Genomic DNA, 24,879 nt, shown 5'->3' with positions numbered 1-24,879 from the left:
CTGTAAATAATCGATGCAGCCTGATCTCTTTGAGCTAACGTCCCCGGTTCATAGGCAGTCTTACTAACACCATATACTTCCTGATATATATTCTGCGGCTCTTCAGTTGTGATACACGTCAAACTCTGCGACGGACCACCAGTAACCCTCACTGCCGGTGCAGACGACCTTGATGAAGCGAGCTGTCTGCGATGGGAATGTGACCTCTTGGACTGGGCCGCTTCCTGTTACAGAAGTAACCTTGGTCCAGTTGGTTCCATCCGTAGATACGTACACGTCTGAGCTTCGCGCATAGTCATTGCTGCCGCTGCCGGAATCGATCACAATCTTGTTGAAAGTCTCCGATTGCCCCATATCCACTGTAATAGAAAGCCCATTATACTGCCCTATTCCAGAGCTATACCTGGTTGAAGCATTGCCATCCAGCATGTTTCCTGGCACATCGCCCCATGGGCTTACATCCGTAGCCGCTGCGGTCCAACCGGCCCGATAATCAGTATCCTCTGCGTTGTACACGTTAAATTCTGCGACGGACCACCAGTAACCCTCACTGCCGGTGCAGACGACCTTGATGTAGCGAGCTGTCTGCGCCTGGAAGGTGACCTCTTGGACTGGGCCGCTTCCTGTTACAGAAGAAACCTTGGTCCAGTTGGTTCCATCAGTAGATACGAACACGTCTGAGCTTCGCGCATAGTCATTGCTACCGCTGCCGGAATCGATCACAAGCTTGTTGAATGTCTCCGATTGCCCCATATCCACTGTAAATGAAAGACCATCATACTGCCCTGTTCCAGAGCTATACCGGGTTTCAGCATTGCCATCCAGCATGTTTCCTGGCACATCGCCCCACGGACTTACATCCGTAGCCGTTGCGGTCCAACTCGTCCTAGTGTTGTATACGTTAAACTCTGTGATTGACCACCAGGTACCCGCAGTGCCGGTATTGACGACCTTGATGTAGCGAGCAGTCTGCGTTTCTAAGGCAGCCAGTTGGACTTGTTGACCGTCTGAAACTATGGAAGAAACCTTGGTCCAATCGGTTCCATCCGAAGATACGTACACCTCTGAGCTTCGCGAATAGTCACCGGTACTGCTGCCGGAATCCAACATAATCTTGTTGAAAGTCTGCGTTTGCCCCATGTCCACTGTAAACGAAAGACCATTGTACTGCCCTGTTCCGGAGCTATACCGAGTGTTAGTATTGTCATCAATCATGTTTTCGGGATTACCATCGCCCCACGGACTTATGTCTGTAGCCGTTGCGGTCCAACCCGTCTTCGACAGCGCAGCAGGTAGACCTTTGACGTTGAATGAAGATCCGCCTGCATATGATCCATCGCTTCCATACACAGAAACCGCAACCGACCCCGATTGAAGTCCGTCCGGAACGTATGCGCTGATGCTCGAATCTGACCAACTGCTTATGTTGGCCGGGATCGATCCGAAATTGACCGTACCCAGTCTCTGTAAGTCACCGAAGTTAGTACCGTCGATTGTAACCTTATAGCCCACTATGCCTTCGTTCGGCGTCAAACTGCCGAAGGCCGGTGTCGGGAAGCTTGACGAATCCTTAGTTGCGAACATCGCTGAGGTTCCGTCAGGGAGCGTATAGATAAACGAGCTATCAGTGGATATCGGGAAGCTCTGGCTGCTGCCGGTTCCATTGTATACTACGGAAACCTGCGTCCCTTCCGTGCTGGTCCATTTCTGCAGCTGGAGGCCTTTTGATACCTTTGTCGGAGCTGCGATCGAACCGGTTTCAGTCGAAGACCCGTTCACATTGATTTCACCGATGGACCACCAGAAACCGCTTGTTCCGGTACTGACAACGCGAATATACTGTGCCGTCTGCGCGGTTGGCAGTGTGATCGTTATCTTTCCAATGTGGCCGTTGCCGCTTGCAAGCGCGCTGCCCCAATTAACGCCGTCATTTGAAACATATACCTGATATTTAGTAATGTAGTCGAAGGAACTGTTTACGCTGTTATCAAGGACGATTTGATCGAAGCTCGCAGGGCTCCCCAAATCGATCTGATACCAGTCGCCGTTCTTCAGCCCATGCCCGGTGGTCCACCTTGTGTCGAGATCGCCGTCGATAGCGTTCACGGCCGCATCTCCGGTCGCATTCCCGGTCCCATCCCCACCCGAATTCGACGAAGCCGTGACGGTCCACTGGCTACGGTCCAGCAACGTTCCTCCTGTCTGGATAGAAGCTCCGATCGGAAGGGAATATGTGATCAAGCTATTTCCGGTATGGACGGTATTCTGAAAGTCCAGTAATGCCGGATCGTAGGTTATAATCGCCGAATCAGATGCGGATTTCTTCTTCGGCTTAAACCTAAAGTCATAGGTCGCATCCGTGACACCGGCCGCTGCAGGGGTAGTACCGCTCTGCTGAGGTCCCTCCCATTTAAACGTGACGGCATTGCCGGCGTTCAAGGTGTAGTCGAACGATTGTGTTCCGTCTGCAACACTGAAGGTCTTCGAGTCGCTTCCCGAGTTATACGCAATCAGAACCTTCGATCCATCCGGGTTCTGGAACGCAACATTCTCTATGCTGCCTTTCCCAAAGGTATTCGAGTAAATTCGATACGCTCCTGGCTTTACAAACTTGCTGGCATGAGCGAGTGCGTAATAGTCTACATTGTAGGATACTTCTCCGCTATCCGGATCAATAGTAGTCAATCCGCGAACCCAGGCTTCACCATCCGTGTCGCTGTTGAGCGGACCACCATCGGTGTCAAGTGCAATGTTCCATAGAACCACCCCGTCCGCCCAATTGCGCATACCATTGATAATCCAAGTATTAAGTGAATCATAAAACGCTTCCTGAGTGCTTACTTGCCAAATACCACCCGTTGCTTCCGTGATAAAATTGCGTTTACCTGGATAATCGTTGTGGACTAGAGTTTGAGAAATGGGGTCGCCACTATAAATGTGCCATCCAGTTCCATAGGTGTACTCGGTGGCAGAGGGATCGCTAAAAATCTTCTCGGGATACGAAGGTACATCCCAGTTGTGGTCCCAAGCTAAAATCTTCGTGGAAATTTGCTTATCCTCAAATGCCTGGCCGATCTCCTGAATCAACTGGGTTTCCTGGTAAGCGGAGAGGAACATGCCGGGATAGGTAGGAGTGCCCATTGGTTCATTTTGCGGCGTAATATAAGATATTGGCACACCGGCATTATCGAAAGCTTGTACGTACTTTACAAAATAGTTGGCGAGCGCAGAATAGTATTCGCTCTTAAGAGTACCTCCTATCATAGAATCGGAGGTCTTCATCCAACCTGGCGGGCTCCACGGAGTAGCCATGATTTTCATAGAAGGGTTAAGCGAAAGAGCCTCCTTCAATGCCGGAATGATGTACTCCTCATCATGCCCGATAGAGAAGCCCGCCAGCGTCGGATCCGTTTCTCCCGCCGGCATGTCGTCATAGGAGTAGTTCCCGGATGCATTGAAATCCGTGGCGCCCATCGGAGTGCGGAGTAAGCTAAGGCCGATGCCTGACGAGGGATCAAAGAGATTATTCATCAGCTCCGTGCGCTGAGATTCCGACATCTTGTTCCAGATTAGCCAAGCGGAAGAGTCGGTCATGCCCGCACCAAAACCTTGAACTTCTTGATATTTGCGGCTTGCGTCTACATTGATCGTAAGCGGGTTACTCGTTTGCACGGTTTGGAATAACACATCGTTTTGTTGTTCAACCCACTTGTTGCTCGATACGTCTGTCAGCCAAACCTGAACAGAATTGCTTTCTGCAGCCTGGACTGGATAGGATGGTATGAAAACAAAACTCATACACATGACAGATACTAATAGTAGAAGAAAAGATTTTTTTGTTTTGTTCATGTTTGTTCTCCTAACAGTAAGAGATTGTTTGGATATGAATCATAGCCTCAAAGAAATTGAAAACGCTCCCACAGGTCAATGAAAATCGGGAGGCGACGTCCAGATCAAAATATCATCACCCCCAGAACAACTATAATTTAAATATCCTAACTTTATAGGGTAGCTCGTTCTTCCCGTTACAAAAAAATGATAATCCTAATGAGGATGAGGACGGGTAAATTAAATCTGTAATCACGATAAGACCATCGTTCGCAAATACTTCCACCGATGCGCGGTCTACAATAATACGCAGCTGCAGACACTGCATATCTGGCAGCAAGACAGCCTGATGTTTGCCAGTGAAATGCTCATGAAAATCAACGGTTCCCGAACGAGTGCGGTCTACATATAAGGCCGAATCCTTCACGGAATAACCTGCCGCTGTTTCTTCCTGTTCCGAGGTTCTTAATTTAAACCCAAAGGAGTCAATGCCCTCCATAGGCTCAAATTCGGCTACAATTTCATACGTTTCCAGCTGATGGTTCTTCAACAACAAGTTCAACTCGTTTACAGCTTCCCCTTCCGCCTCTACAAGTGGAGTTCTGAACTTTTCCAGTTCCATCACAGGACGTTGAATCAATGCCACTTCACCATTCCTCGATTCCAGTGTAAGCTCTCTTGGAACCGTCATGGCGCCCCTCCAGCTTTCGGTAGGAGTCGATCTCGCATATTTCCAATTACTCATCCAGCCGAGATAAATTCGTCGTCCGTCTTCTTCCGGTATGTCCGACCAACTTACGCCCGCATAATTGTCCCTGCCATAATCAAGCCAGCGAACGGTTTGGGAAGCTTCATCCGGTACGAAGGCACGACCGTCGAAATGTCCGGTGAAGTACTGGGTTCTTGAACCTTCCTTGATGTGAGGCTCGTCTCCAATGCTTACAAGCAAGACCCATTTCCGTTTCGTTCTATCCCCATCAACAGGTAACGCGAACAAATCGGGACATTCCCAGACTGCGTCATGGGAACCGATTCCTTTACCGAATTCGCTGCAAAAGCTCCATTCTTTTAAATCTGGCGAATGGTACAGGCAAACCGTTTGGCCGCAAGCGAGAACCATCACCCATCGCTTCGATTCCTTATGCCAGAAAACCTTCGGATCCCGAAAATCACGATAGGTGTCGGAAGTGACAACCGGATTGCCCTCGTATTTGATCCAGGTCCTGCCACTATCTTTGCTATAGGCAATACTTTGGCTTTCCTTTAGTGCCAGCCCGGGATTATGGTGAGTAAAAATAGCTACAAGGCCAGGCTTTCCGTCGAAAAAACCCGTTGTATCATTCCAATCCACCACAGCGCTGCCCGAAAAAATCATACCCTTCTCATCTGGCGCTAGCGCTATAGGGAGGTGTTCCCATGTCATGAGATCCCTGCTTACCGCATGTCCCCAATGTATAGCCCCAAAGTCCGTTCCGTACGGATGGTGTTGGTAGAAGAGATGGTATTCCCCATCAAAATATACCAGCCCATTCGGGTCATTCATCCATTCAGACGCAGGAGAAAAATGAAACTTGGGACGGTACTTATCAACTTTTATAGTAGACAAAAACTTCTCTCCCTCTCTATCCTTATCGATCATAATACGCTACATTCCAGAATGGCAGGCAAACAATGAGTTCCGTCAAAGACAGAACTCATTGTTACCTATATGGATCTTACTGACCTAACGTGCTTTGAATTTCTTTCGTGATTTTGTCGCCGCCTTCTTTTTTCCACTGCTCTGCAAATGAATCAAAGGTGTCGATCGGTTGCACGCCGACAATGATTTTGGAGAACGTTTCATACTCGAGTTTCTTCAAATTGGCCCAACGTTTATCCATCGTTTCGGTTTTTACATAAGTCAACGTATTGACCCATTTGAACTTTCCACTCACATAAGGCCTCAAGCCTTCGCCAAAGGAATAAACTAATCCGAAATCATTCGCCTTGTCCCCGGAGAAATCCCAGGCCGAGATGTTCGTATTGTCGTACGGCTCTTTTTTGAATGCGATCAACTTGTCGAAGATCGGGTTCGCGCCAGGATCGTAGCTCTCAAAGTTAGCGTGGTGCTCTTCGAGCGTACCCTTGCCATTCTGATAGTCAATCGCTCCCTGCAAGATTAAGGCGGGACCGTCCGCGAGCGAGTACGTCAGGTAGAACGGGTATGGATAATCCGACAAAACCGACCGGTCTTCCTTGGAGACGAATTTATCCAAGCTTTCTGTTTTAATGTTCAGCATTTTAATAATGGCTTCCGGGTTTTTGGCGTCCTTGCTGATGACCGCAAATTGAGAGGCTGCGTTGCCGCCTTTCGCCAGTTGAATACCGTCGGATCCGGGAGCAAAAGTATAAGCCTGCCAGTTGGCGTTATTGTCGTTTCTCCAGCTGTTTCCGATCTCAGTGAAAGGGTTCCACCAAGTACCGAAGAACAACCCCGCTTTGTTATTTGAAGTCAGTTCCTCTGTGTTAGACGTCAATATGCCTTTGGAAATCAACCCTTGTTTGTACATGTCGGCCAACTTCTCAAGAGCCGCCTTTGTTTCGGGCAGAATCGAACCGTAAACCGCTTTGCCGTCGCTTCCATTTGTCCAAAACCCAGGGAAAGCGTTGAAGGCTGAGAAGATTGGATCAAAGTGCAAGCTGAAGTTCTGGTCATCCATATCCTGGTACAGTTTTCCGTCTTTCTTCGGACCTACAAGGCCCACCGTATCCGCTTTGCCGTTGCCGTCCGGATCTTGCTCGACGAACGCTTTCGCCACGGTTGCAAGATCGTCCAGGTTCGTAGGCGCCTTAAGCCCCAATTTATCCAGCCAATCTTGACGAACCCACATGACAGGCAAGAAATCCACAAGCGGTTTGGAGCCAGGAATGCCATACATCTTGCCGTCTTGCTTGACCATGCTGTCGAACAATTCCTTGTTGGAGTCGTATACTTTCTTCACATTCGGGCTTGCGTACTTCTCCCAAACCTCGGAAATGTCCATGGCGAGGCCTGCTTTGACAATCGCTCTGTACTGGCTATAAGTCAGATTCGTTAAGAAATCCGGGATACTCCCGCTTGCGATTGCCAAATCCACTTGCTTCGGATAATCGGATGCGACGAATGCGTTCTGGATCTCAATGTTGTAATCTGACTTAAGCTTCCTTGTGTACGCATTGTCTTCCAAGGATTGGCCGTCAGGGTATTTCGCATCCGGATTCGACCATGTTCCCCTCGTAATAACGGTCAGTTCGGGCTGTTTGCCAAACGGATCCGCTTTCGTATCAGTTGTAGCTGCAGTCTGGTTGTTAGCAGTCTGGTTGTTAGCAGACTTCTCGTTGTCGCCATTACCTGCACATCCCGCGAGCAAGGAAGCGCCAAGCGCCAATGACAAGGCTGCTGCGCTCGCTTTTTTAATAATGATTGATCTCATGCGTTCATTCCCCTTTTTTTTATTATTTATGTCAAAGAATGTTCTCCTCGGACAACAACATCGTGGACACACGGGTTAGCCCTTCACGGACCCAAGTGTAATCCCTTTCACGAAATATCTCTGCAGGAACGGATAGATCAGCAGCACCGGAATCATCGCCACAAAAATCTTGGCCGCATTCAAGGATTCGTTATTCAACTTGGAAATTCGCTCGAGTTCTTCGAGGGTCAAGTTCCCAATATTTGCTTGGTTTGCCGAGGCAACCAACTGTTGAATATAGGTTTGCAACGGATAATTTTCCGCTTGCGTAGACAGGACCATCCCTTGAAAGAATTCATTCCAATGCCCAACCATCGTGAACAATAGCACGGTCGCCAATACGGGTTTCAGGAGCGGCAGCAATACCTGAAACAGTACTCTCCACGGACCGGCCCCATCGATTTTCGCCGCTTCTTCCAGCTCTTCCGGCAGATTCTTGATGAAGTTCGTAATCAGAATCATGTTGAATATCGGAATTCCGCCGGCTAACACCAAGCCCCAGACGCTGTCCAGCAGGTCGTAGTTCCTCATGGTGATATACCAGGGAATCAAACCGCCGTTAAACAACAAGCAGAAGATGAATGCCCACATCAGCAAATTGCGTCCCGGAAATTGCTTGCTTGTTCTGGACAGCGGGTACGCAGCGAGCGACAAGACCAGCATCGTAAACGCCGCTCCAAGAACAACCCGTTGTACCGATACCCAAAACGCTTTAAAGAAATCGAAATCCGACAAAATCGCGTCAAACGAATATAAATTGAAGCCAATCGGATAAAAAGATACAATTCCCGCCTGAACGGCTTCTTTTTCACTAAACGCAATCATCAAGGTATACCAGAACGGCAACAAACACAGCAGTGTCAAGGTAATGAGAAAGATTGAATTGAATGTGTCAAACGCTTTTGATCCCAATGAACGATTCTCGATCACTTTGTTCCCTCCATACTCAGAAAATTCGGTAGCCCAAAAGTTTCTTCGCCAGCCAGTACCCTGAGGTAATGAGAATAAAGCTGACGACCGATTTCAATAAACCAACCGCTGTGCCAAAACTGAAATCCAACCCCTGCAGCCCTGCGCGATAAACAAAAGTATCAATAATATCTCCGGTGCTGTACACGAGCGGATTGTACAAGTTGTATACCTGGTCGAAGCCTGCATCCAGGATGCCTCCAAGCGACAATATGGCTAATAGCGCGATGGTGCTGCGAATGCTTGGCAGCGTTACATGCCACAGTTTTCTCCAGCGGCCCGCCCCGTCCATCACTGCCGCCTCATAGAGCGTGTTGTCAATGCCGGCCAATGCGGCCAAATAAATGATCGCGTTGAAGCCGAAGCCCTTCCACACATCCGATCCGATGATGAAACCCCTGAATAAATCTGCATTTTGAAAAAACAGGAGAGGCTCAAGGCCCATAAATTCCAACAGCTTGTTTATCGGGCCATTAAACGAAAAGATTTGCAGCATAATGCCGGATAAAATAACCCAGGACAAGAAATAAGGCAGGTATACGCTCGTTTGAATCATCTTGACCAAGTACTTTTGCCTTAGCTCATTCAACATCAGCGCGAATACTAACGGAACGAGCAAATTGCCGGTGATTTTGCCAATAGCAATGATCACTGTATTCTTCAAGGCAACTCGAGAATCACTCAACTCGAACATGTATTGGAAATGCTCAAGACCGACAAATTCCGAACGCAGAAACCCGGCCCCCGGGTTGAAATCCTGAAATGCGATCACAATTCCAAACATCGGAACGATTTGAAATAAAATCAACCAAATGAAAGCCGGTACAAGCATGATCAAGTAATGCTTTACATCGGGATTCTTAATCCTGCGCCGCTTTAACCCCACATTTTCATTCTTCAAGTTAGTACTCACTAGCGGGAATCCCTCCACATTCAAAATTCACAAAGTATTGCCACGCTCCCGATAAAACTATTTTATATTTCATTTGTCGCCCCCTAGAGTATAATTCTGTTCTCATTCATGAATATTTATGAATACGTATTACAACAATGGAAGCACTTACAACGAAAGCATAACACTTTGATTTATCAGCTGTCAATACTAATCTAAAGGTTTGAAGTTAAATATCACTGGCATTAACAGGATTGATTTATTCACAATTCAGGAATACGATTTCTAAATTTAAAAAGGTATTCTTGAATATTAAAATTTTTATTCAGAATATATTATTGCACTTGGTTTTATGATATAGTAACTCTGAAAGGAGTTCATCCCGATGGCAAAAATGACAATGAAGGAAATAGCCAAAAAGGCGAAAGTGTCTCAACCGACCGTATCCCGGGTCCTTAATGGCCATAAAGGAGTCAGCGAAGAAATCGTCAATACCGTTATGAAAGTGGTTGAAGAGGTTGGTTATGTTCCCAATAAAGCGGCTCAAACGTTGAAAAGAAGCAGCACGAACATTATTGGCATAAGCACAAGGGAGATCGACAATCCTTATTTTGTGGATATCATTGATTCGCTAGAGCTTGAAGCGAGGAAGAGCGGGTACAATATTTTGTTTCACAACTCTAAATACAATCCGGTGACGGAATGGGAGAATATACAAAACTTTGTTTCCCGGCAGGTGGATGGCATCATCATCGTGCCTTCAAGCGATTTTAACCTTGAGCGGATTTCAAAACTTGATATCCCCACCGTTGTGATAACCAACAATAAAAAAATGCTCGACAGTGTCGGAATCAATCATCTTCAAGCAGGCAAATTGGCCGGCGAAAGCTTCATTCATTCAGGACACAAGACATTTGGATACATTGGATCGATACGAGACGACGAAAAATTTTACGGTTTAGAAAGCGTTTTACAAGAAAACGGCTTTACGTTTGACCCAAATAACTTCCTTCTTGTTGAATCTTCTAATGACAGCTTTATGATTCGCAGATATATCGAAAAATATTTGGATGAGTCGGAAAAGCTTGAATTTACATGTCTTTTCGCGGAAAATGACATCATGGCCCTTGAGTTCATGAAAGCCGCAGAGAAAAGACAAATTCGTGTTCCCGAAGACGTTAGCATCATTGGTTTTGACGATACGTATCTGGCGAAAATCATGGAGATTTCAAGCATTCATCAACCGATTGGGGAAATGGTAAAGACTAGTTTTGAAATACTCCTGAACCGTATCAATCAAGAGGTGCCCTCCAGTTTGGTAAATATTATGATGGAACCCTCCTTGATCGAAAGAAAAAGCTCCAAGTTTAGACGAAGATAATTTACAGTCTAAAAAGCGGTTGTACCGGAGATTATACCGGGACAACCGCTTTGTTATTTGATCGTTGCTTGCACGGCATAGGATACTCGAACTCCTAAGCCTTGGACTGTTCAAGTCTGCTGCGCTCTCTTATACACTCTCTCCGGCCTGCCGACGGTTCCATAGGAGATGTCGGCAACCAATTCACCCTTTGCCACAAAATACTCCAAATACCGCCGGGCGGTCGTGCGGCTAAATCCAGCCCTCTTCCCAAGCTCCTCCGCGGTCAGCACCTCCGGACCGCCATCAATGAAGGTGAGGATCTTCTCGCTCGTTATTTTATCGATCCCTTTGGGGAGATAGGTATCCTTGTCCGCTCTGTCGCTTGCTCCCCAAAGCAGCTGATCGATACCCTCCTGATCCACCTGCTTATTCGCCCCTCCAAGCAGCGCCATTTGGCTATGATACTTTTGATAAGATTTCAGCTTCTCCTGAAAACGTTCAAACACAACCGGTTTGATCATAAAATCATACACGCCGCCGCGGATTGCTTCCCGTACCGTATCAAATTCCTTAGCCGCCGTAATGATGATGACATCCGTTAACGGGTTCTTTTTCTGAATATAATGCAGAAGATCAAGCCCATTCATATCGGGAAAATATAAATCGAGCAGTACGAGATCCGGAGCTAAAATGTCCAAGTGCTCGTGCGCCAGCTGCTCATCCGTTGCAATGCCAACCACTTCGAATCCCTCAATCTTTTCCACAAAACGGCGGTTGATCTGCGCAATTCGAAGATCGTCCTCAATAATGACCACCCGTATCATAGCTCTCTCTCCTTTTCTTTTGGAATAACAACAGTAAATACGGCGCCTTCCTGGGAACGGGAATGGAAGCTGATATGCCCCTGCAGCTGCTGTACAGCCTGTTTAACAATGGAAAGCCCATAACCCCGGTTGCCCTCATGCTTCGTTGAGAAACCAACCTCAAATAGCTGATCGGCCGCTTCATCCGCTATACCGGCCCCATTGTCTTCGATAACGATCATTAAAGCTTTGCCTGCATCGGTCAAATAGACCTTAACTTTTTTATTATCATTGCTTGTAGCGAGAACTGCCTCAAGAGCATTATCGATTAAATTACCGATGATGGTTACGAGATGATTTCTGCTTATGCCGCTCGGAATATCTTTGAACGTACTCTCCGCATCAATTTCTAAACTTACCTTTAGTTCATTCGCACGGTTAAACTTGCCGATTAATATACCGCCAATAATAGGATCCGGAATTTCCTGCAATAAAAAATGGATGAGGTTTTGATGAACGTCTGTTTCATGCGTAATGATATCCATCGCTTCCTGATACGATTCCAGCTGGATGAGCCCGTATATCGTATACAGTTTATTGGAATACTCATGCGTTTGCGAACGAAGCGCTTCGGTATATCGTTTCACTTGCGTAAGCTCCTCCGTTAAACGGAGCAGCTCGGATTTGTTGCGGAAGCTGGATACGGCGCCAACGACCTGATGCTGACGGTCAAAAATCGGCAGACGATTGACCACAACCATACTATCGTTAATGACCATTTCCTGATCCATTTCCGCATTTCCGGATTTGATAACCTCGAGTAAACGGGAATCCGGTATGACGTCCCGTACATGCTTCCCGGTAATCTCCATCCGCTCAAGCGGATCGATCAGCTTTAATGCCGTATGATTGGCGAGTGTAATGGTTCCCTCTGTATTAATAGCGATGATCCCTTCATGTATGGTTTCCAAAATAGCTCTCTTCTCCTGATATAACAAGCCGATTTCCTTAGGCTCGAGACCGTGAATGGACCGTTTAACGCCATTCGCAATCGCGATAGCCCCTGTGCATCCAACCATAAGCGCAATTGCTGCAAAAATAATCATCGCATTCCGGTAGGTCGCGGCCGATTCATGAATGTCTTTTAATAAGATACCCACTGAGACAATACCAATGATTTGATTATGATCATCGTAGATTGGCGTTTTCCCCCGCAGTGAGGGCCCCATCGAGCCGACAGCCTCCGAAATGATCGATTCGCCGTTTAATACCGGTCCGTTGTCTCCGCCGATCATTTCTTTCCCGATCCGGTCCGGCAAGGGATGGGCATAACGAATACCTTCGCGGTTTCCAATGACAATGTATTCGGCATCCGTTTCCATTCTAATTTTTTCAACGATCGGTTGAATGATTTCCGATGGGTTTTCTTCGTCAAAAGCATCCTTTATCACATCCATTAACGCTACCGTCTTTGCTATTTTAAGTGCAGAGGCGCCCACATTCTTTTGCAGCGTAGTCACCAGCATTCTCTCAAAACTAAAGGTTAACGCAATAATAATAATAAACAGCAGCGTTCCAATCAACAAAATAAGTCTGGTTTGTAATCGCATTCAATTACCTCCTTGCAAAGAGAATACCTACCTTACTGAATGGCATTGCCTCTATTGTATTCTACATATTTCCCTGAACATAGCCCCTGAAGCCGATTATGGCCGTAAATTTTATGAACAAAATTCACAATATGATTACTTTTGAACTTATGTCGTTATTCTGGTCAACTCAAATAAGCGATGCTAGTATGAAGCTAATAAGTTGAGTAAGCGCTTTCAACATTTTGCATACGTTTACTTGATTGATACTAAAGGGGGAATTATCGAATGGTTCTCAAAACAAATAATTGGAAAACAATAGTGGCCGCAGCTTTTGTTGCCGTTAGTCTTACAGCTTGTGGAACAGCATCGAATACAGGCGGCTCTGATGCCGCCAAATATCCGGAGAAGCCTATCGTTATCACGGCTCCTTCAGGAGCCGGCGGCGGATGGGATAAAACAGCAAGATCTCTCTCGAAGGTACTCGGTGAAACGAAGCTGGTCGATCAGACGATGACCGTAGAAAACAAACCCGGCGGCGGCGGCACCGTATTTTTGGCTGAATACGTGGCGAAAGACAAGGATGACCCTTACAAGCTGTTTGTAAGCTCACCGCCTATTCTCATTAACAATCTCAAAAAAGAAGGAAACAGCCCGTACGGGTACAAGGATGTCACCCCTCTCGCACAAATAACGAAGGATTACGGCGCAATCGCGGTTGCTGCCGATTCCAAATACAATGACATTCAAGCTCTTATCGACGACATTAAGGCAGACGCTTCCAAGGTTACGCTTGCGGGCGGTTCAGCTCCCGGTTCCATGGACCACTTAATCAGCGTACTGCCGGCCTTCAAGCTGGGCGTCGATCCGAAAACGGTCAAATACCTGTCCTATGATGGCGGAGGCGAAGCCATTGCCGCATTGCTGGGCAAAAATGCCGATGCGATCGGAACCGACATCTCTTCACTCGGCAGTTATTTGAAAGCAGGCAAGATCAAAATTCTTGCGGTTACTTCAAATGAGCGGCTCGGCGGCGACTTTAAGGATGTTCCTACTTTAAAAGAGCTGGGCATTGATGCGGAATTCACGATCTGGCGCGGCGTATTGGGCCCGAAGGGCATGACTGCAGACCAAATCGCATATTGGGACAAAACGTTGAAGGCTCTTTCCGAGAACGAGGCCTGGAACACAGAACTCAAAGCAAACGATTGGGCGAGCGAGTACAAAAATTCCACCGATTTCGCAGCCTTCCTGGCTGAACAAGAAGTTGTTGTTCAAGAGCTGTTAACGGCGCTCGGCATGCAAAAATAAAATGGCCTAGGGAGGGAGCATGTCTCTCTCCCTTTCTTTATTTATTCATTGGAGGTGCAGGACTTTGAACAAAGTATTCGATCGTTACGCCAGTATTATATTTTTCCTTCTAGGAATCGGTTTTATGTGGCAGAGCTCGGCCATTAGTTCTTCGTCATACGGCAGCACCGTAGGTCCTAATATTGCCCCTTTCGGCCTTGGAGCGCTGCTCGTACTTTTAAGTATTCGTTTGTTTTACGAAGTATTGAAATCTAAAGGTCAAAGCAGCAAGGAAGAAAAGCTCGATTACAAAAGGTTTCTTATCATCTTCGCTGCAGCCTTTTTATATGCGTTCTTCTTGGAAACGATCGGTTATATCATCGGGACCTTCCTTTTCCTCCTCGTCAGCTTTCAAGTATTGGAAAGAGGAAAATGGCTGAAGTCGATCGTAATCTCCGGGTTGTTTGCAGTAGGCGTTTATGTCATCTTTGTCGTCATTCTTGAAGGTTCGATGCCGGGCTTTCCGGTATGGCTGTCGTAATAAAAGGAGGTATATGAATGGACACATTACAATTTCTCGCAGACGGTTTTGCGACCGCCTTTCAATGGCATAATCTGCTGTTCGCTTTTATCGGCGTGTTAATTGGAACGGCTGTTGGGGTACTTCCTGGTATAGGTCCCATGAGCGGCGTCGCGCTGCTTATTCCTATAACGGCTTCAATGACCGGCGGATTGCCGCCGGAAGCGGCGGCAACAAGCTCCATTATCCTTCTTGCCGGCGTATATTACGGAGCGATGTACGGCGGGTCAACGACGTCCATCCTGCTCAATACGCCGGGTGAATCCTCTTCCGTCGTGACGACCTTGGACGGCTATCAAATGGCCAAGCAAGGAAGAGCCGGAGCCGCTTTATCGATCTCCGCGATCGGCTCTTTTGCCGCAGGCTTATTTGCCGTCATTGCGCTCATTGTATTAGCTGAACCGTTATCGGAGGTTGCGATTAAGTTCGGGCCCGCGGACTACTTTTCCTTGATGCTCCTTGGACTTTGCGCAGTCAGCGGCTTGGCCGGAAAATCTATTACAAAGGCTCTTATAATGACGGTACTCGGATTGCTTCTTGCTACCATCGGGATGGATACGGTATCGGGTGTCGCCAGGTTTACTTTCGGCATTCCGCTGCTCTATTCGGGCCTCGAGTTTTTGACCGTTGCCGTCGGCCTGTTTGCTTTGGGTGAAGTATTCAAAACGATATTAGAAAAGGACTATTCCGCCGGCAAAACCGCGAAGATCGAACGGATCCTTCCGACAAAGCAAGATTTAAAGGACAGCGCAGGACCGATTGCCCGCGGCTCGGTATTAGGCTTTTTCATCGGCATTCTGCCTGGTGCCGGCGCTACATTGGCTTCTTTCTTCAGCTATATTTTGGAGAAAAAGCTCAGCAAAAATCCTGAATCGTTCGGCAAAGGAAATATCGCCGGCGTAGCTGCTCCGGAATCCGCTAATAACGGGGCATCGGGCGGAGCCATGATCCCTTTGCTTACACTCGGCATACCGGGCTCGGGTACTACAGCTATATTGATGGGCGCCTTAATCATGTATAACATTCAGCCGGGTCCTTTGCTATTCGAGGAGCATCCTCAAGTGGCATGGGGGCTAATTGCCAGCATGCTAATCGGAAATCTCATTTTGCTTGTTCTCAATATGCCCCTTGTAAAAGTGTTTGCTAAAGTCATTCAAACGCCACCGAAATACTTGATCCCGATTATTATCGCTATTTCGATTTTTGGCGTTTACGCCGTACAAGTGCAAATCTTTGATTTAATGCTGCTGCTTGGCTGCGGGGTTGCCGGCTTCCTGCTTGCCCGGAATGATTACCCTTTAGCACCTCTCGTGCTTGGTTTAGTTTTGGGGCCGATGATCGAAAATAATATGCGCAGAGCGTTAACGACTTCCAACGGCGATTTTATGATTTTCCTGCAAAAACCGCTTTCGCTCGTTTTCTTAAGTATCGCGGCACTTTGGATTATCGTTCCCATCTTGTTGAAAAAGAGAGGGAAAGAGGTTGTCGTTAACGAGGAAGGTTAGCAAACAGGTTGTGATAAACCTATCAAATGGAGGTAGCCATGGATAACAATAGACTCGGTGGAAAAAGCGTTATTCTCAGACTCGAGATGAATACGAATGAGGTTCATTTCGGCCAGGTCGCATCCTCCATATTCGAAGCCGGTGGAGATATCGTGGCCATCGACGTCATTCAGACCAGTCAAAATGTGACGGTGCGGGATATTACGATTACCGTAACCGATACGGTCGATATTGGCATTATTACCGAAATGGTTAAGAGCTTAAACGGTGTCCGGCTTGTGAATATTTCGGACCGAACGTTTCTGCTGCATCTTGGCGGCAAAATCGAAACGAAGCTTAAAGCGCCGATTCAGAACCGTGATGATCTCTCACGCGTATATACGCCCGATGTAGCACGCGTATGCATGGCCATTCACGAAGAGCCAAGAAAAGCATTTACATTAACGATCAAGAGAAACACCGTTGCCGTTGTTTCGGACGGAAGCGCCGTCTTAGGGCTTGGCAATATTGGACCTTATGCGGCTATGCCCGTTATGGAAGGAAAATCGATGCTTTTCAAACAGCTGGCAGACGTCGACTCCTTCCCGATCTGCTTGAACACGCAGGATACCGAGCAAATCATTGCCACGATCAAAGCCATCGCCCCCGGCTTTGGCGGGATCAATCTTGAGGATATTTCTTCTCCGAGATGCTTTGAAATCGAACAGAGGCTGCGCGAGGAATTGGATATTCCCGTATTCCATGATGACCAGCACGGCACAGCGGTCGTATTGTATGCCGCTTTAATCAATGCCTTGAAAATCGTAAATAAATCGATTCATGAGATTAAGGTGGTTGTTTGCGGAATAGGAGCGGCCGGTGTGGCTTGCAGTAAAATCCTATTATCCGCAGGAGTTCAAAACATTATCGGCGTGGATCGGCAAGGCGCCCTGGTATCCGGAACCACTTATGACAATGGCATGTGGCAGTGGTATGCGGAGCATACCAATCCGAATCGCGTTCACGGCTCGTTACGGGAAGTGATTCAAGGAGCTGATGTGTTCATCGGTCTTTCCGCGGGCGGACTGCTTCGCCGGGAAGATGTGATGGCAATGGCGGACAACCCGATCGTTTTTGCAATGGCCAATCCGACACCGGAGATTAGGCCAGAGGAAGTGGAGGATATCGTTGGCGTAATCGCCACCGGACGTTCGGATTATCCTAACCAAATTAACAATGTGTTATGTTTCCCGGGTATTTTCCGCGGTGCTTTAGATTGCAGAGCTACGACCATTAATGAGGAAATGAAGCTTGCGGCTGCCGAGGCCATTGCCTCCGCCATCTCCGATGACGAAAGAAGCCGGCATTATATTATTCCGAGCGTCTTCAATCAAGCTGTCGTAAAAGCCATCCGCGATCTCGTCATCAAAGCGGCCATGAAGACGGGAGTCGCCCGAAGAATACCCCGGGAGTATAGATGATTGAGTTTAATGGAATTGAAGTAACAAGTCATGAACGGAGGTTGTTTTATGAAAGCTGAAATTCGATCTATTGTTGACATTAACCAAACGGCAGCCGATTATAAATCAAGCATCGTCCTGCGCATCAGCGATACGAAATTCGTCGACGTCAAAAGCATCCTTGGCCTAAGCATTTCATTATACAAAAACCTTGCGTATAAGCTTGAAATCCATGGTCCCGATGAGGAAGAAGCCAAATCCGCCATGATCGAGGTTTTCAACAAATACCATCTTCAAGTAGAGGTAAACCCTTAGTCGTCTGTTCCTATAATCCAAGAGGTGAGTGGCTTCCCGCTCACCTCTTTCTATTTCTTACACACTTCTCCGGAGCGGCAAGGTCATATGGATCGCGGTACGATTGCTGGGAATCGGGCTATTCAAAGATGTCTAGCTTTTCATAAACTCCATATGTTTGAAACCCCATCCGCACATATCGGTCAAAATAGAACCTAACGTGCAGCCGTACTCAGATATCGAATATTCAACCTTCGGAGGAATCTCCTGATATACCTTGCGCACAATGAGTCCATCCTGCTCCAACTCACGAAGCTGATTGGTCAGCATTCCTTGTGTAATATTGGGAAGCAGACGTCTTAACTCCCCGAACCGCTTGGTTCCATCTTGCAGCAAAATAAACAATATAAGCGGCTTCCATTTTCCCCCGATCGCTTGAAGTGTAGTAAAAATCCCCTGTGTTGCAGGAGATTCATGTATAGCTGTTCGCATACCCTCAACTCCCCGGTTATCTTATTTACATTCCCTTTTCTGATACTTTATCAAAGTATCCCGACTTTAAACAGTACTACACTTTTCCGTACATAGTACGGTTTAACGTACCGCGAAGGAAAAGCAAGCATCGTCTAAGGTTTGTTTTTGAGGACTAAGTATGAATAAAGAGCGTACTTTTCAAGAATGAAAATTCAATTAATAATAGGGGCGTAAACGATGTTTGTTCAAACCGCGGGAGAGGACGATGAAAATGAAAATTATGGTTATAATAGCACATCCGGATCTTAAGCAGTCTCGAGCCAATCAGGCTCTGGCACAAGCGCTTAACGGGCAGACTGACACTTTAGTGCGTGACCTCTATCAGGAATATCCAAATTGGACTATCGATGTGCAAAAGGAACAACAATTGTTGCTGGAATATGACCGGATTGTTTTTCAATTCCCTTTTTATTGGTATAGCTGTCCACCACTCTTAAAAAAGTGGTTTGATGACGTGTTAACGTATGGTTGGGCTTTTGGGCCCGGAGGCGAACATTTGAAAGGGAAAGAATTTGTGGTTGCAATTACAACAGGTGGTCCCGAGAATGGATACCGTTCAGGCGGGGACAATTGGTTCACGATTAGCGAGTTGATAAGACCCATACAAGCTACCCTAGTTAGATGCAACGGTACCTTCCTGCCTATCTTTGTCACCTATAACGCTTCCTTTGGCACGGATGCCTATCTCTCTCAAGAGGCAAGAAGGTACGCGGAACATATTCAAACTTCGTTAATAACGCTTGCCCGTTAAATTTCATAAGCACTTACATGAAAACAAGCATCTGAGCGATTTCGCTTAGATGCTTGTTTAAGTATAAATATGCTTAACCAAAACACTATAAACAGCCTCAGAATAATAGACAAGCCAGCCGAATAGATTCAAGTTATATTAATCCAAATTCTGACTTCTTTGTCTACAAAGGGGGAACCCAGCATGCATCCGGCAAAACAATATGCAGCAACCGTTGATGCTCATACCGTTGCAACTTTCCGGGCGCTTGTCGAAGCGATCGTCCCGAATTCGCCGGCGCTAGCCGTGTATGGAGCGGAGCAGGCGGCGGGAGCTGTAGAGCTGTACGTTCACGAGTATATGATTTGGGAATTGGATCACAGCCTTGCGCTTTTTCTCGGCACACATTTGACCATTGTGCCCTTATCCGCTTCTACCGCCCAATTGCTCAATGCAGGCGCCGTTCAACTCATCGCCTCGGGAAAGACGCAGCATGCTCCGAACCACGCGCTTTGGGGAAGCAGCCCGTTCTCCGCACTTTCACCGGCGGACAGAATACGGACTCTCGCCATGCTGGAAGAGCTCTGTGTAGATCTCGGTTTGCTTCCTCCGCCTTACAAGGACGACGGCGGATTGATCGTATTTATCGTCGATTATTTGAACCGCGGCACCATGTTCGGCTTCTACTCGGAGTGGTCGGCTTACGGAACGACCCGGCTGGCGACCCCAACCGAACGGCGGCTGGAATATTTTCCGATTGGCTGGAAGCAGACGGGATACCCTGGCGTTTCTTTAGGCTATCGCGCTAACCGCGGTTTTTTATTAACCATCGTACGCGAAGGAGGGAAATCCACCATTGTATGATGCAGACGTAATCGTAATCGGATCCGGCGGCGGCGGCGCTGTTGCGGCCAAGGAGCTTGCAGAGAAAGGCCTTAAAGTATTGGTGCTTGAGGCAGGTCCCTTTTATGGAAACAAAAAGTGGCAGAACCCGAACAGCGAGCGCGGCGGAGAGTGGAGCTCCAGTTACAACGATTTGGACGTGGGCATTTATAAGAAGATCTACAATTCGTATGAAAACAACATGAATGATGTAGTGTCAGGCACCTTCCGCTTCGGACCGGCTGATCGCAGGCGCGCGCCTTGGCACCGGGTTATGCGGCAAAAGGGCGATATTTGGCAGGTTTCCGGAGTCGGAGGCACGACACAGCATTACTGGTCGCAATCGCCAAGAGCCTTTCCTGCGGCTATCGATAATGTATGGCCGATCAGTTACCGGGAGCTCGTTCCTTATTACGAGAAAGCCGAAGCCACATTGCCCGTTCAATTTTCACCGACGACTCCCAAGGAAGAGCTTTTTTACTACGGCGCCAAAAAGGCCGGATGGTCGCTGATCCCGACGCTTGATGTCGTTACTCCGGGCTATCGCCCGAACCCCAATGCAATTCTTCGAGCGAACGAACATCTAATGGACCCTAATTATTCCATGGAGCAATTGAGCCATATGGAAGGCTGCACCCTGAGGGGACATTGCGTCAACGGATGCACGACCGGGCCAACCTTAGACAAAATCGCCAAACGAAGTACTCTTGTCAGCTATATCCCGCTTGCTCTCAAAACCGGAAATGTCTCGATCCGGCCCAATTCCTTCACGATCAAAATATTGACCGAGCAGGATCCGAAAGAAGGACTTCGCGCAACCGGCGTGCAGTTTCGGGATACATGGACAGGAGAAATCGGCGAGCTTACGGCCAAAACAGTCGTTATGGCTGCCGGCTGCATCGAATCGCCGCGCCTATGGCTGAATTCAGGACTGCCTCACAACCCGTGGGTGGGAAGAGGACTGACCAATCATTATTTCGATTGGGTAGGAGGCGTATTTGACGAGAAGGATTTGATGAGCATACTGGGAACGCCGTCCGTCTATCCGTATGTCGGACATACGTCAGGGGCCAGAGTCGATATTCCGGGCACAGGCATATTCCAAGTTTCTTGCCTCAGCCCCGGATTAATGGCCTTCCTTACTTACGGCTTCAGCGAAGCTGGATATGACGCCCTTAATCCGCCGGAACCGGGCGAGCCTTGGAATATTCGAGGCAGGGTTGTCGGTCCGGAGCTGAAAGAATTAATGCACAACTACACCCGAACGATGACCATGCTCCTCCTGACCGATGATGAAGTGCGCTTCAGCAACAGAGTCGAGGTCGATCCGCTGCTGAAAGACGAAAACGGGCCGATTCCGATCATTTACTATACGCCAAGCAAAAAAACGCTGCAAAGGCGCGACCGGTTGGCCCGGCATGCATGTGAGACCCTGCAGCATGCCGGCGCCAAAAAAATCATCCGGTCGGATTTGCCTACCGGGTTCCTTCTCCATCTGGAAAGCACGATGCGCATGGGGTTCGTAACGGATACGAACTGCGAAGCCTTTCAAGTTAAGCGGCTTTATATCGCCGATAACAGCGTCCACTTTGACGGGATCGGCGGGCCTAATCCAACCCTTACAACGCAAGCGCTCGCAACGCGCACGGCTGATAAGCTGGCCAATAAGTATTTCGGTCACTCCATTGAAACGGATAAATAAAGTACCGCTCCTGATAAAGCGACAATAAATAAAAAAGCGACAGCCTTTCCAAAACCTTTCATTCCTTCGCACTTCCCTCTGTCTACTATCATTCGATATGCATGTAGCATGCTCGTCAGAAGGAAAACTATTCCTCTGCATGGCTCAAAGCTCACTGGAAGGCAAGCCTGTGAAGGCTTCCTGCCAGTGGGCTTTTGCCTTTTCTAGAATAAATCGGAAAAATAAAGGGAAACTTATCCTCGTATTCATCATGAACCTACTTCACAGGGAGAACCTATATGAATAGAAAAAAAGGCCTTCCAGGACAAATAGACCAAAAGCTGAAGGAATTTGAATATACAATCGATGAAGACATTTCCGACAATTTGGCCGTCAATGAATTGGAGCTGCGGCAAGCCTTTGCCAACTGCAGCGATCTTATCGTACGGAAAATACATGTTTTCGGGTCAAACCTCTGCATGGCGGTTTATCTCGATGTATTGGTTGATGACACCATGTGGGACGATGGTTTGTTAAGGCCATTAGTGAATCAGGAAGCAGTGGATTTCGATAATTCCGCCCAGCTTATCGAGCAGCTGCGGTACAAATTGGCTTCTGCCGTAAAGCCCAGTGTTGTCGAAAATCTGAAAGAAACCATCCAACGCATCGTCAGGGGAGAAGTCGTCCTATTCGTAGAAGCTTCCAAGCAGGCGCTTTCTTTCTGTATCAAGGATCAATTGCACCGTCAATTGGATGAACCGAGCACGGAAGCCGTTATTCGCGGTCCGCGGCTCGGGTTCATCGAGAACCTCCATATCAATATGGCCTTGGTCCGCCAAAGGATCCGAACGCCTCTGCTGAAGATGGAGAAGATCAGCGTAGGCGCGGTTTCCCAGACGGACATGACGCTTGTCTACATTGAGAATAAAGCGCCGCAGACTGTGGTAGAGGAGGTAAAGCAGCGTCTGGCAAAAATCGATATGGACAGCATCCTCGAGTCCGGTTATATCGAAGAGTTGATCAGCGACCATCCCTACACGCCTTTCCCGGTCATGCAGACGACCCAAAGACCCGATTTGGTGGCGGCCTCCCTCATTGAAGGGAAAGTGGCGCTTCTCATAGACGGATCGCCGATTGCGCTGGTCATGCCCATCACATTCTGGTATGCGTTCCAAACCGTTGAAGACTACTATATGAATTTCATATTCGCTACACTGCTGCGCTGGCTGAGGTTTTTGTTTGCCTTTTTGGCGCTGGCCCTTCCATCCATCTATGTAGCCATTACGACCTTTCACTCGGAAATGATCCCGACAAGCTTGACTTTGAGCCTGGCGGCAGCGAGGGAGGTCGTTCCGTTCCCGGCGATGGTGGAAACCTTGATTATGGAGGTTACTTTTGAAGCGCTCCGCGAGGCGGGGGTCCGGCTGCCCCGTCCGGTAGGCCAAACGATCAGTATCGTAGGCGCGCTGGTCATCGGACAAGCCGCGGTTCAGGCCGGCATCATATCTGCCCCCATCATCATCATCGTATCGTTGACGGGAATCGCCTCCTTTCTCATTCCCCACCCGGGCATGAGCCAGGCAGTCAGCATTTTGCGTTTTCCGATGGTGCTGTGCGCCGGAACTTTCGGCCTTTACGGGGTCAGCGCCGCTATGCTCGCTATCTTGATCCATCTGACCAACCTATCTTCCTTCGGCGTTCCTTATTTATCGCCGCTTACACCGCTGGGTCCGTCCGGGCTATGGGACGTATTGATCAGAGCCCCATGGAAGATCATTCATAAGCGGCAGCATCAGATTCGACAAAAAATGGAGTTGGAGAAGAAATGACCCTTAGCCGGATTTTGTATGGGTGCTTGACACTTATCGCCTGCCTTGGTTTACTCACAGGCTGCTGGGACCGTAAGGAGATGGATGATCTTGCACTCGTCATGGCCAGCGGTCTCGATCTTGCGGATGACAACCAAATTGAAGCTACTCTGCAAATTGCTCTTCCAACCGGAATTCCGAGTTCTTTACAGTCCGGGGGGAAAGCGACAAAACCCGTATTGGTTATTTCAGCCAAGGGGAAGGACGGGTTAGATGCATTAGGCAAGCTGCAGCAGCAATTGTCCCGGAGAATCAATCTGGGTCACAGGGGGATAGTCGTGGTCGGCGAAAAATACGCCCGGCACGGCTTTGATCAGATTCTGGATACCTTGATGCGTTCACCGGAAAGCCGGTATAACAGCTATATGTTGACCGCTTATGGAACGACGGCAAAAAAGATCTTAAACGCATCGTACCAAATGGAGATCATACCGGCTATCGGCATCAACAAATTACAATATGAAGACTTTAGCTTATCCGTCAAAATGGACAAATTCGTTGACGCTCTCGCTTCCTTCGGTAAATCACCGGTTAGCGGGGCCATTCGGATCATTAAGCAAAGCTCTGGCGAACAAACCTTCATAATCGATAAAGCGGCGGTATACCAACGCAATAAACTGGTCGGCTTTCTATCTGGTACGGATTTAAAAGCATATCGCTTAATGACAGGAAATATAGACGGTATGAGACTTACCACGCAAATGGAGCCGCCGCAGAATCAATATCATGGAACTATCACGATTCATTTAATGAAGGCCAAGCCGAAAATACGAACCCGCATAAAGAATGGAAAACCGGAAGTATCGGTCTCATTCAAAGCTGCAGGCAGAATCATATCAAACGATACGAGTTTGGATATGAGCAAGGTTATCCCACTCGTTGAAAAGAAATTTTCGGAGGATATAAAGAAAGAAATCGCAAGCACGATCTCGCACACCCAAAAAAAATTCAAATCGGATATTTTCAGTTTTGGCAATCAAATTCATATCGAACACCCTTATGCCTGGAAAACGATAAAGGATCATTGGATTGAGCTCTACCCTAAAGTTCCCGTTCAGGTAAAGACTGAATTCCGGATCGAACGGGTCGGCCGAACGCAAGCCCCCGCACATCAGCAGAAGAAGTAAATGACCGAATGGAG

At 47.8% G+C, this 24,879-nt stretch carries 19 protein-coding genes; 11 read left to right on the top strand and 8 right to left on the bottom strand.

The window, feature by feature from the left end:
• Window positions 1-102 precede the first annotated feature (102 nt).
• From DFP97_RS21490 to DFP97_RS21470, 5 genes are all read right to left on the bottom strand, one after another.
• Window positions 103-3,849 (bottom strand): discoidin domain-containing protein, encoded by a 3,747-nt coding sequence (locus tag DFP97_RS21490; RefSeq protein ID WP_114382242.1) that lies wholly within the window; start codon window positions 3,847-3,849, stop codon window positions 103-105.
• A gap of 130 nt (window positions 3,850-3,979) precedes the next feature.
• The gene (locus DFP97_RS21485) at window positions 3,980-5,434 is read right to left on the bottom strand and encodes a glycoside hydrolase family 32 protein (protein ID WP_425453548.1); all 1,455 of its coding nucleotides are present in this window, start codon (window positions 5,432-5,434) and stop codon (window positions 3,980-3,982) included.
• Between the two features lie 109 nt (window positions 5,435-5,543).
• The gene (locus tag DFP97_RS21480; protein WP_114382240.1) at window positions 5,544-7,280 is read right to left on the bottom strand and encodes a type 2 periplasmic-binding domain-containing protein; all 1,737 of its coding nucleotides are present in this window, start codon (window positions 7,278-7,280) and stop codon (window positions 5,544-5,546) included.
• 75 nt (window positions 7,281-7,355) lie between these two features.
• Window positions 7,356-8,249, bottom strand: coding sequence for a carbohydrate ABC transporter permease (locus DFP97_RS21475; protein ID WP_114382239.1), 894 nt, complete (start codon window positions 8,247-8,249; stop codon window positions 7,356-7,358).
• A 16-nt stretch (window positions 8,250-8,265) separates the two neighbouring features.
• Window positions 8,266-9,120 carry an ABC transporter permease gene (locus DFP97_RS21470; protein ID WP_114382273.1) on the bottom strand — a complete coding sequence of 285 codons (855 nt, stop codon included), beginning with the start codon at window positions 9,118-9,120 and terminating at the stop codon, window positions 8,266-8,268.
• 445 nt (window positions 9,121-9,565) lie between these two features.
• Between DFP97_RS21470 and DFP97_RS21465 the strand changes: the two genes are divergently transcribed.
• A complete protein-coding gene (locus tag DFP97_RS21465; protein WP_114382238.1) occupies window positions 9,566-10,561 on the top strand; it encodes a LacI family DNA-binding transcriptional regulator in 996 nt (331 codons plus the stop codon).
• 110 nt (window positions 10,562-10,671) lie between these two features.
• Here DFP97_RS21465 and DFP97_RS21460 read toward each other — a convergent pair whose 3' ends face one another.
• Together DFP97_RS21460 and DFP97_RS21455 are read right to left on the bottom strand one after the other, a co-directional pair.
• Window positions 10,672-11,367: a response regulator gene (locus DFP97_RS21460; protein ID WP_114382237.1), complete on the bottom strand. Its 696-nt coding sequence runs from the start codon at window positions 11,365-11,367 to the stop codon at window positions 10,672-10,674.
• Window positions 11,364-12,956, bottom strand: coding sequence for an ATP-binding protein (locus tag DFP97_RS21455; protein ID WP_114382236.1), 1,593 nt, complete (start codon window positions 12,954-12,956; stop codon window positions 11,364-11,366). The genes DFP97_RS21460 and DFP97_RS21455 overlap by 4 nt, the downstream gene beginning before the upstream one ends.
• A gap of 267 nt (window positions 12,957-13,223) precedes the next feature.
• Here DFP97_RS21455 and DFP97_RS21450 point away from each other — a divergent pair, with 267 nt between their 5' ends.
• From DFP97_RS21450 to DFP97_RS21430, 5 genes are all read left to right on the top strand, one after another.
• The gene (locus tag DFP97_RS21450) at window positions 13,224-14,246 is read left to right on the top strand and encodes a Bug family tripartite tricarboxylate transporter substrate binding protein (RefSeq protein ID WP_114382235.1); all 1,023 of its coding nucleotides are present in this window, start codon (window positions 13,224-13,226) and stop codon (window positions 14,244-14,246) included.
• Window positions 14,247-14,310: 64 nt separating this feature from the next.
• Window positions 14,311-14,766 (top strand): tripartite tricarboxylate transporter TctB family protein, encoded by a 456-nt coding sequence (locus DFP97_RS21445; RefSeq protein ID WP_114382234.1) that lies wholly within the window; start codon window positions 14,311-14,313, stop codon window positions 14,764-14,766.
• Window positions 14,767-14,783: 17 nt separating this feature from the next.
• Complete coding sequence (locus DFP97_RS21440; RefSeq protein WP_114382233.1) at window positions 14,784-16,310, top strand: tripartite tricarboxylate transporter permease; 1,527 nt, start codon at window positions 14,784-14,786, stop codon at window positions 16,308-16,310.
• Between the two features lie 38 nt (window positions 16,311-16,348).
• Entirely contained in the window at window positions 16,349-17,770 is a 1,422-nt protein-coding gene (locus DFP97_RS21435) for an NAD-dependent malic enzyme (RefSeq protein WP_114382232.1), read from the top strand.
• 48 nt (window positions 17,771-17,818) lie between these two features.
• The gene (locus DFP97_RS21430) at window positions 17,819-18,064 is read left to right on the top strand and encodes an HPr family phosphocarrier protein (RefSeq protein ID WP_114382231.1); all 246 of its coding nucleotides are present in this window, start codon (window positions 17,819-17,821) and stop codon (window positions 18,062-18,064) included.
• A gap of 132 nt (window positions 18,065-18,196) precedes the next feature.
• Here DFP97_RS21430 and DFP97_RS21425 read toward each other — a convergent pair whose 3' ends face one another.
• Entirely contained in the window at window positions 18,197-18,535 is a 339-nt protein-coding gene (locus tag DFP97_RS21425; RefSeq protein WP_114382230.1) for a winged helix-turn-helix transcriptional regulator, read from the bottom strand.
• Between the two features lie 253 nt (window positions 18,536-18,788).
• Between DFP97_RS21425 and DFP97_RS21420 the strand changes: the two genes are divergently transcribed.
• The 5 genes from DFP97_RS21420 to DFP97_RS21400 all read left to right on the top strand — a co-directional run bounded on the left by DFP97_RS21420 (window position 18,789) and on the right by DFP97_RS21400 (window position 24,865).
• Window positions 18,789-19,328 (top strand): NAD(P)H-dependent oxidoreductase, encoded by a 540-nt coding sequence (locus DFP97_RS21420; RefSeq protein WP_114382272.1) that lies wholly within the window; start codon window positions 18,789-18,791, stop codon window positions 19,326-19,328.
• 183 nt (window positions 19,329-19,511) lie between these two features.
• Window positions 19,512-20,171: a hypothetical protein gene (locus DFP97_RS21415; protein ID WP_114382229.1), complete on the top strand. Its 660-nt coding sequence runs from the start codon at window positions 19,512-19,514 to the stop codon at window positions 20,169-20,171.
• The gene (locus DFP97_RS21410; protein WP_114382228.1) at window positions 20,164-21,891 is read left to right on the top strand and encodes a GMC family oxidoreductase N-terminal domain-containing protein; all 1,728 of its coding nucleotides are present in this window, start codon (window positions 20,164-20,166) and stop codon (window positions 21,889-21,891) included. Before DFP97_RS21415 ends, DFP97_RS21410 begins: the two co-directional genes overlap by 8 nt.
• 278 nt (window positions 21,892-22,169) lie before the next feature.
• Window positions 22,170-23,699, top strand: a complete 1,530-nt coding sequence (locus tag DFP97_RS21405; protein WP_114382227.1) for a spore germination protein — start codon at window positions 22,170-22,172, stop codon at window positions 23,697-23,699.
• The gene (locus DFP97_RS21400) at window positions 23,696-24,865 is read left to right on the top strand and encodes a Ger(x)C family spore germination protein (protein ID WP_114382226.1); all 1,170 of its coding nucleotides are present in this window, start codon (window positions 23,696-23,698) and stop codon (window positions 24,863-24,865) included. The genes DFP97_RS21405 and DFP97_RS21400 overlap by 4 nt, the downstream gene beginning before the upstream one ends.
• Window positions 24,866-24,879 lie beyond the last annotated feature (14 nt).

Origin of the sequence: Paenibacillus prosopidis, from assembly GCF_003337375.1 — a bacterium.
Lineage (GTDB): Bacteria > Bacillota > Bacilli > Paenibacillales > Paenibacillaceae > Pristimantibacillus > Pristimantibacillus prosopidis.
The sequence above is the reverse complement of the archived record's forward strand: the minus strand, read 5'-3'. Positions and strand labels throughout refer to the sequence as shown.

Excerpts from the sequence above, each read along its gene's own strand:
- DFP97_RS21455 (WP_114382236.1), bottom strand. The coding sequence starts at position 12,956 with ATGCGATTACAAACCAGACTTATTTTGTTGATTGGAACGCTGCTGTTT.
- DFP97_RS21460 (WP_114382237.1), bottom strand. The coding sequence starts at position 11,367 with ATGATACGGGTGGTCATTATTGAGGACGATCTTCGAATTGCGCAGATC.
- DFP97_RS21480 (WP_114382240.1), bottom strand. The coding sequence starts at position 7,280 with ATGAGATCAATCATTATTAAAAAAGCGAGCGCAGCAGCCTTGTCATTG.
- DFP97_RS21470 (WP_114382273.1), bottom strand. The coding sequence starts at position 9,120 with ATGCTTGTACCGGCTTTCATTTGGTTGATTTTATTTCAAATCGTTCCG.
- DFP97_RS21465 (WP_114382238.1), top strand. The coding sequence starts at position 9,566 with ATGGCAAAAATGACAATGAAGGAAATAGCCAAAAAGGCGAAAGTGTCT.
- DFP97_RS21430 (WP_114382231.1), top strand. The coding sequence starts at position 17,819 with ATGAAAGCTGAAATTCGATCTATTGTTGACATTAACCAAACGGCAGCC.
- DFP97_RS21450 (WP_114382235.1), top strand. The coding sequence starts at position 13,224 with ATGGTTCTCAAAACAAATAATTGGAAAACAATAGTGGCCGCAGCTTTT.
- DFP97_RS21415 (WP_114382229.1), top strand. The coding sequence starts at position 19,512 with ATGCATCCGGCAAAACAATATGCAGCAACCGTTGATGCTCATACCGTT.
- DFP97_RS21490 (WP_114382242.1), bottom strand. The coding sequence starts at position 3,849 with ATGAACAAAACAAAAAAATCTTTTCTTCTACTATTAGTATCTGTCATG.
- DFP97_RS21435 (WP_114382232.1), top strand. The coding sequence starts at position 16,349 with ATGGATAACAATAGACTCGGTGGAAAAAGCGTTATTCTCAGACTCGAG.
- DFP97_RS21440 (WP_114382233.1), top strand. The coding sequence starts at position 14,784 with ATGGACACATTACAATTTCTCGCAGACGGTTTTGCGACCGCCTTTCAA.
- DFP97_RS21400 (WP_114382226.1), top strand. The coding sequence starts at position 23,696 with ATGACCCTTAGCCGGATTTTGTATGGGTGCTTGACACTTATCGCCTGC.
- DFP97_RS21420 (WP_114382272.1), top strand. The coding sequence starts at position 18,789 with ATGAAAATTATGGTTATAATAGCACATCCGGATCTTAAGCAGTCTCGA.
- DFP97_RS21405 (WP_114382227.1), top strand. The coding sequence starts at position 22,170 with ATGAATAGAAAAAAAGGCCTTCCAGGACAAATAGACCAAAAGCTGAAG.
- DFP97_RS21425 (WP_114382230.1), bottom strand. The coding sequence starts at position 18,535 with ATGCGAACAGCTATACATGAATCTCCTGCAACACAGGGGATTTTTACT.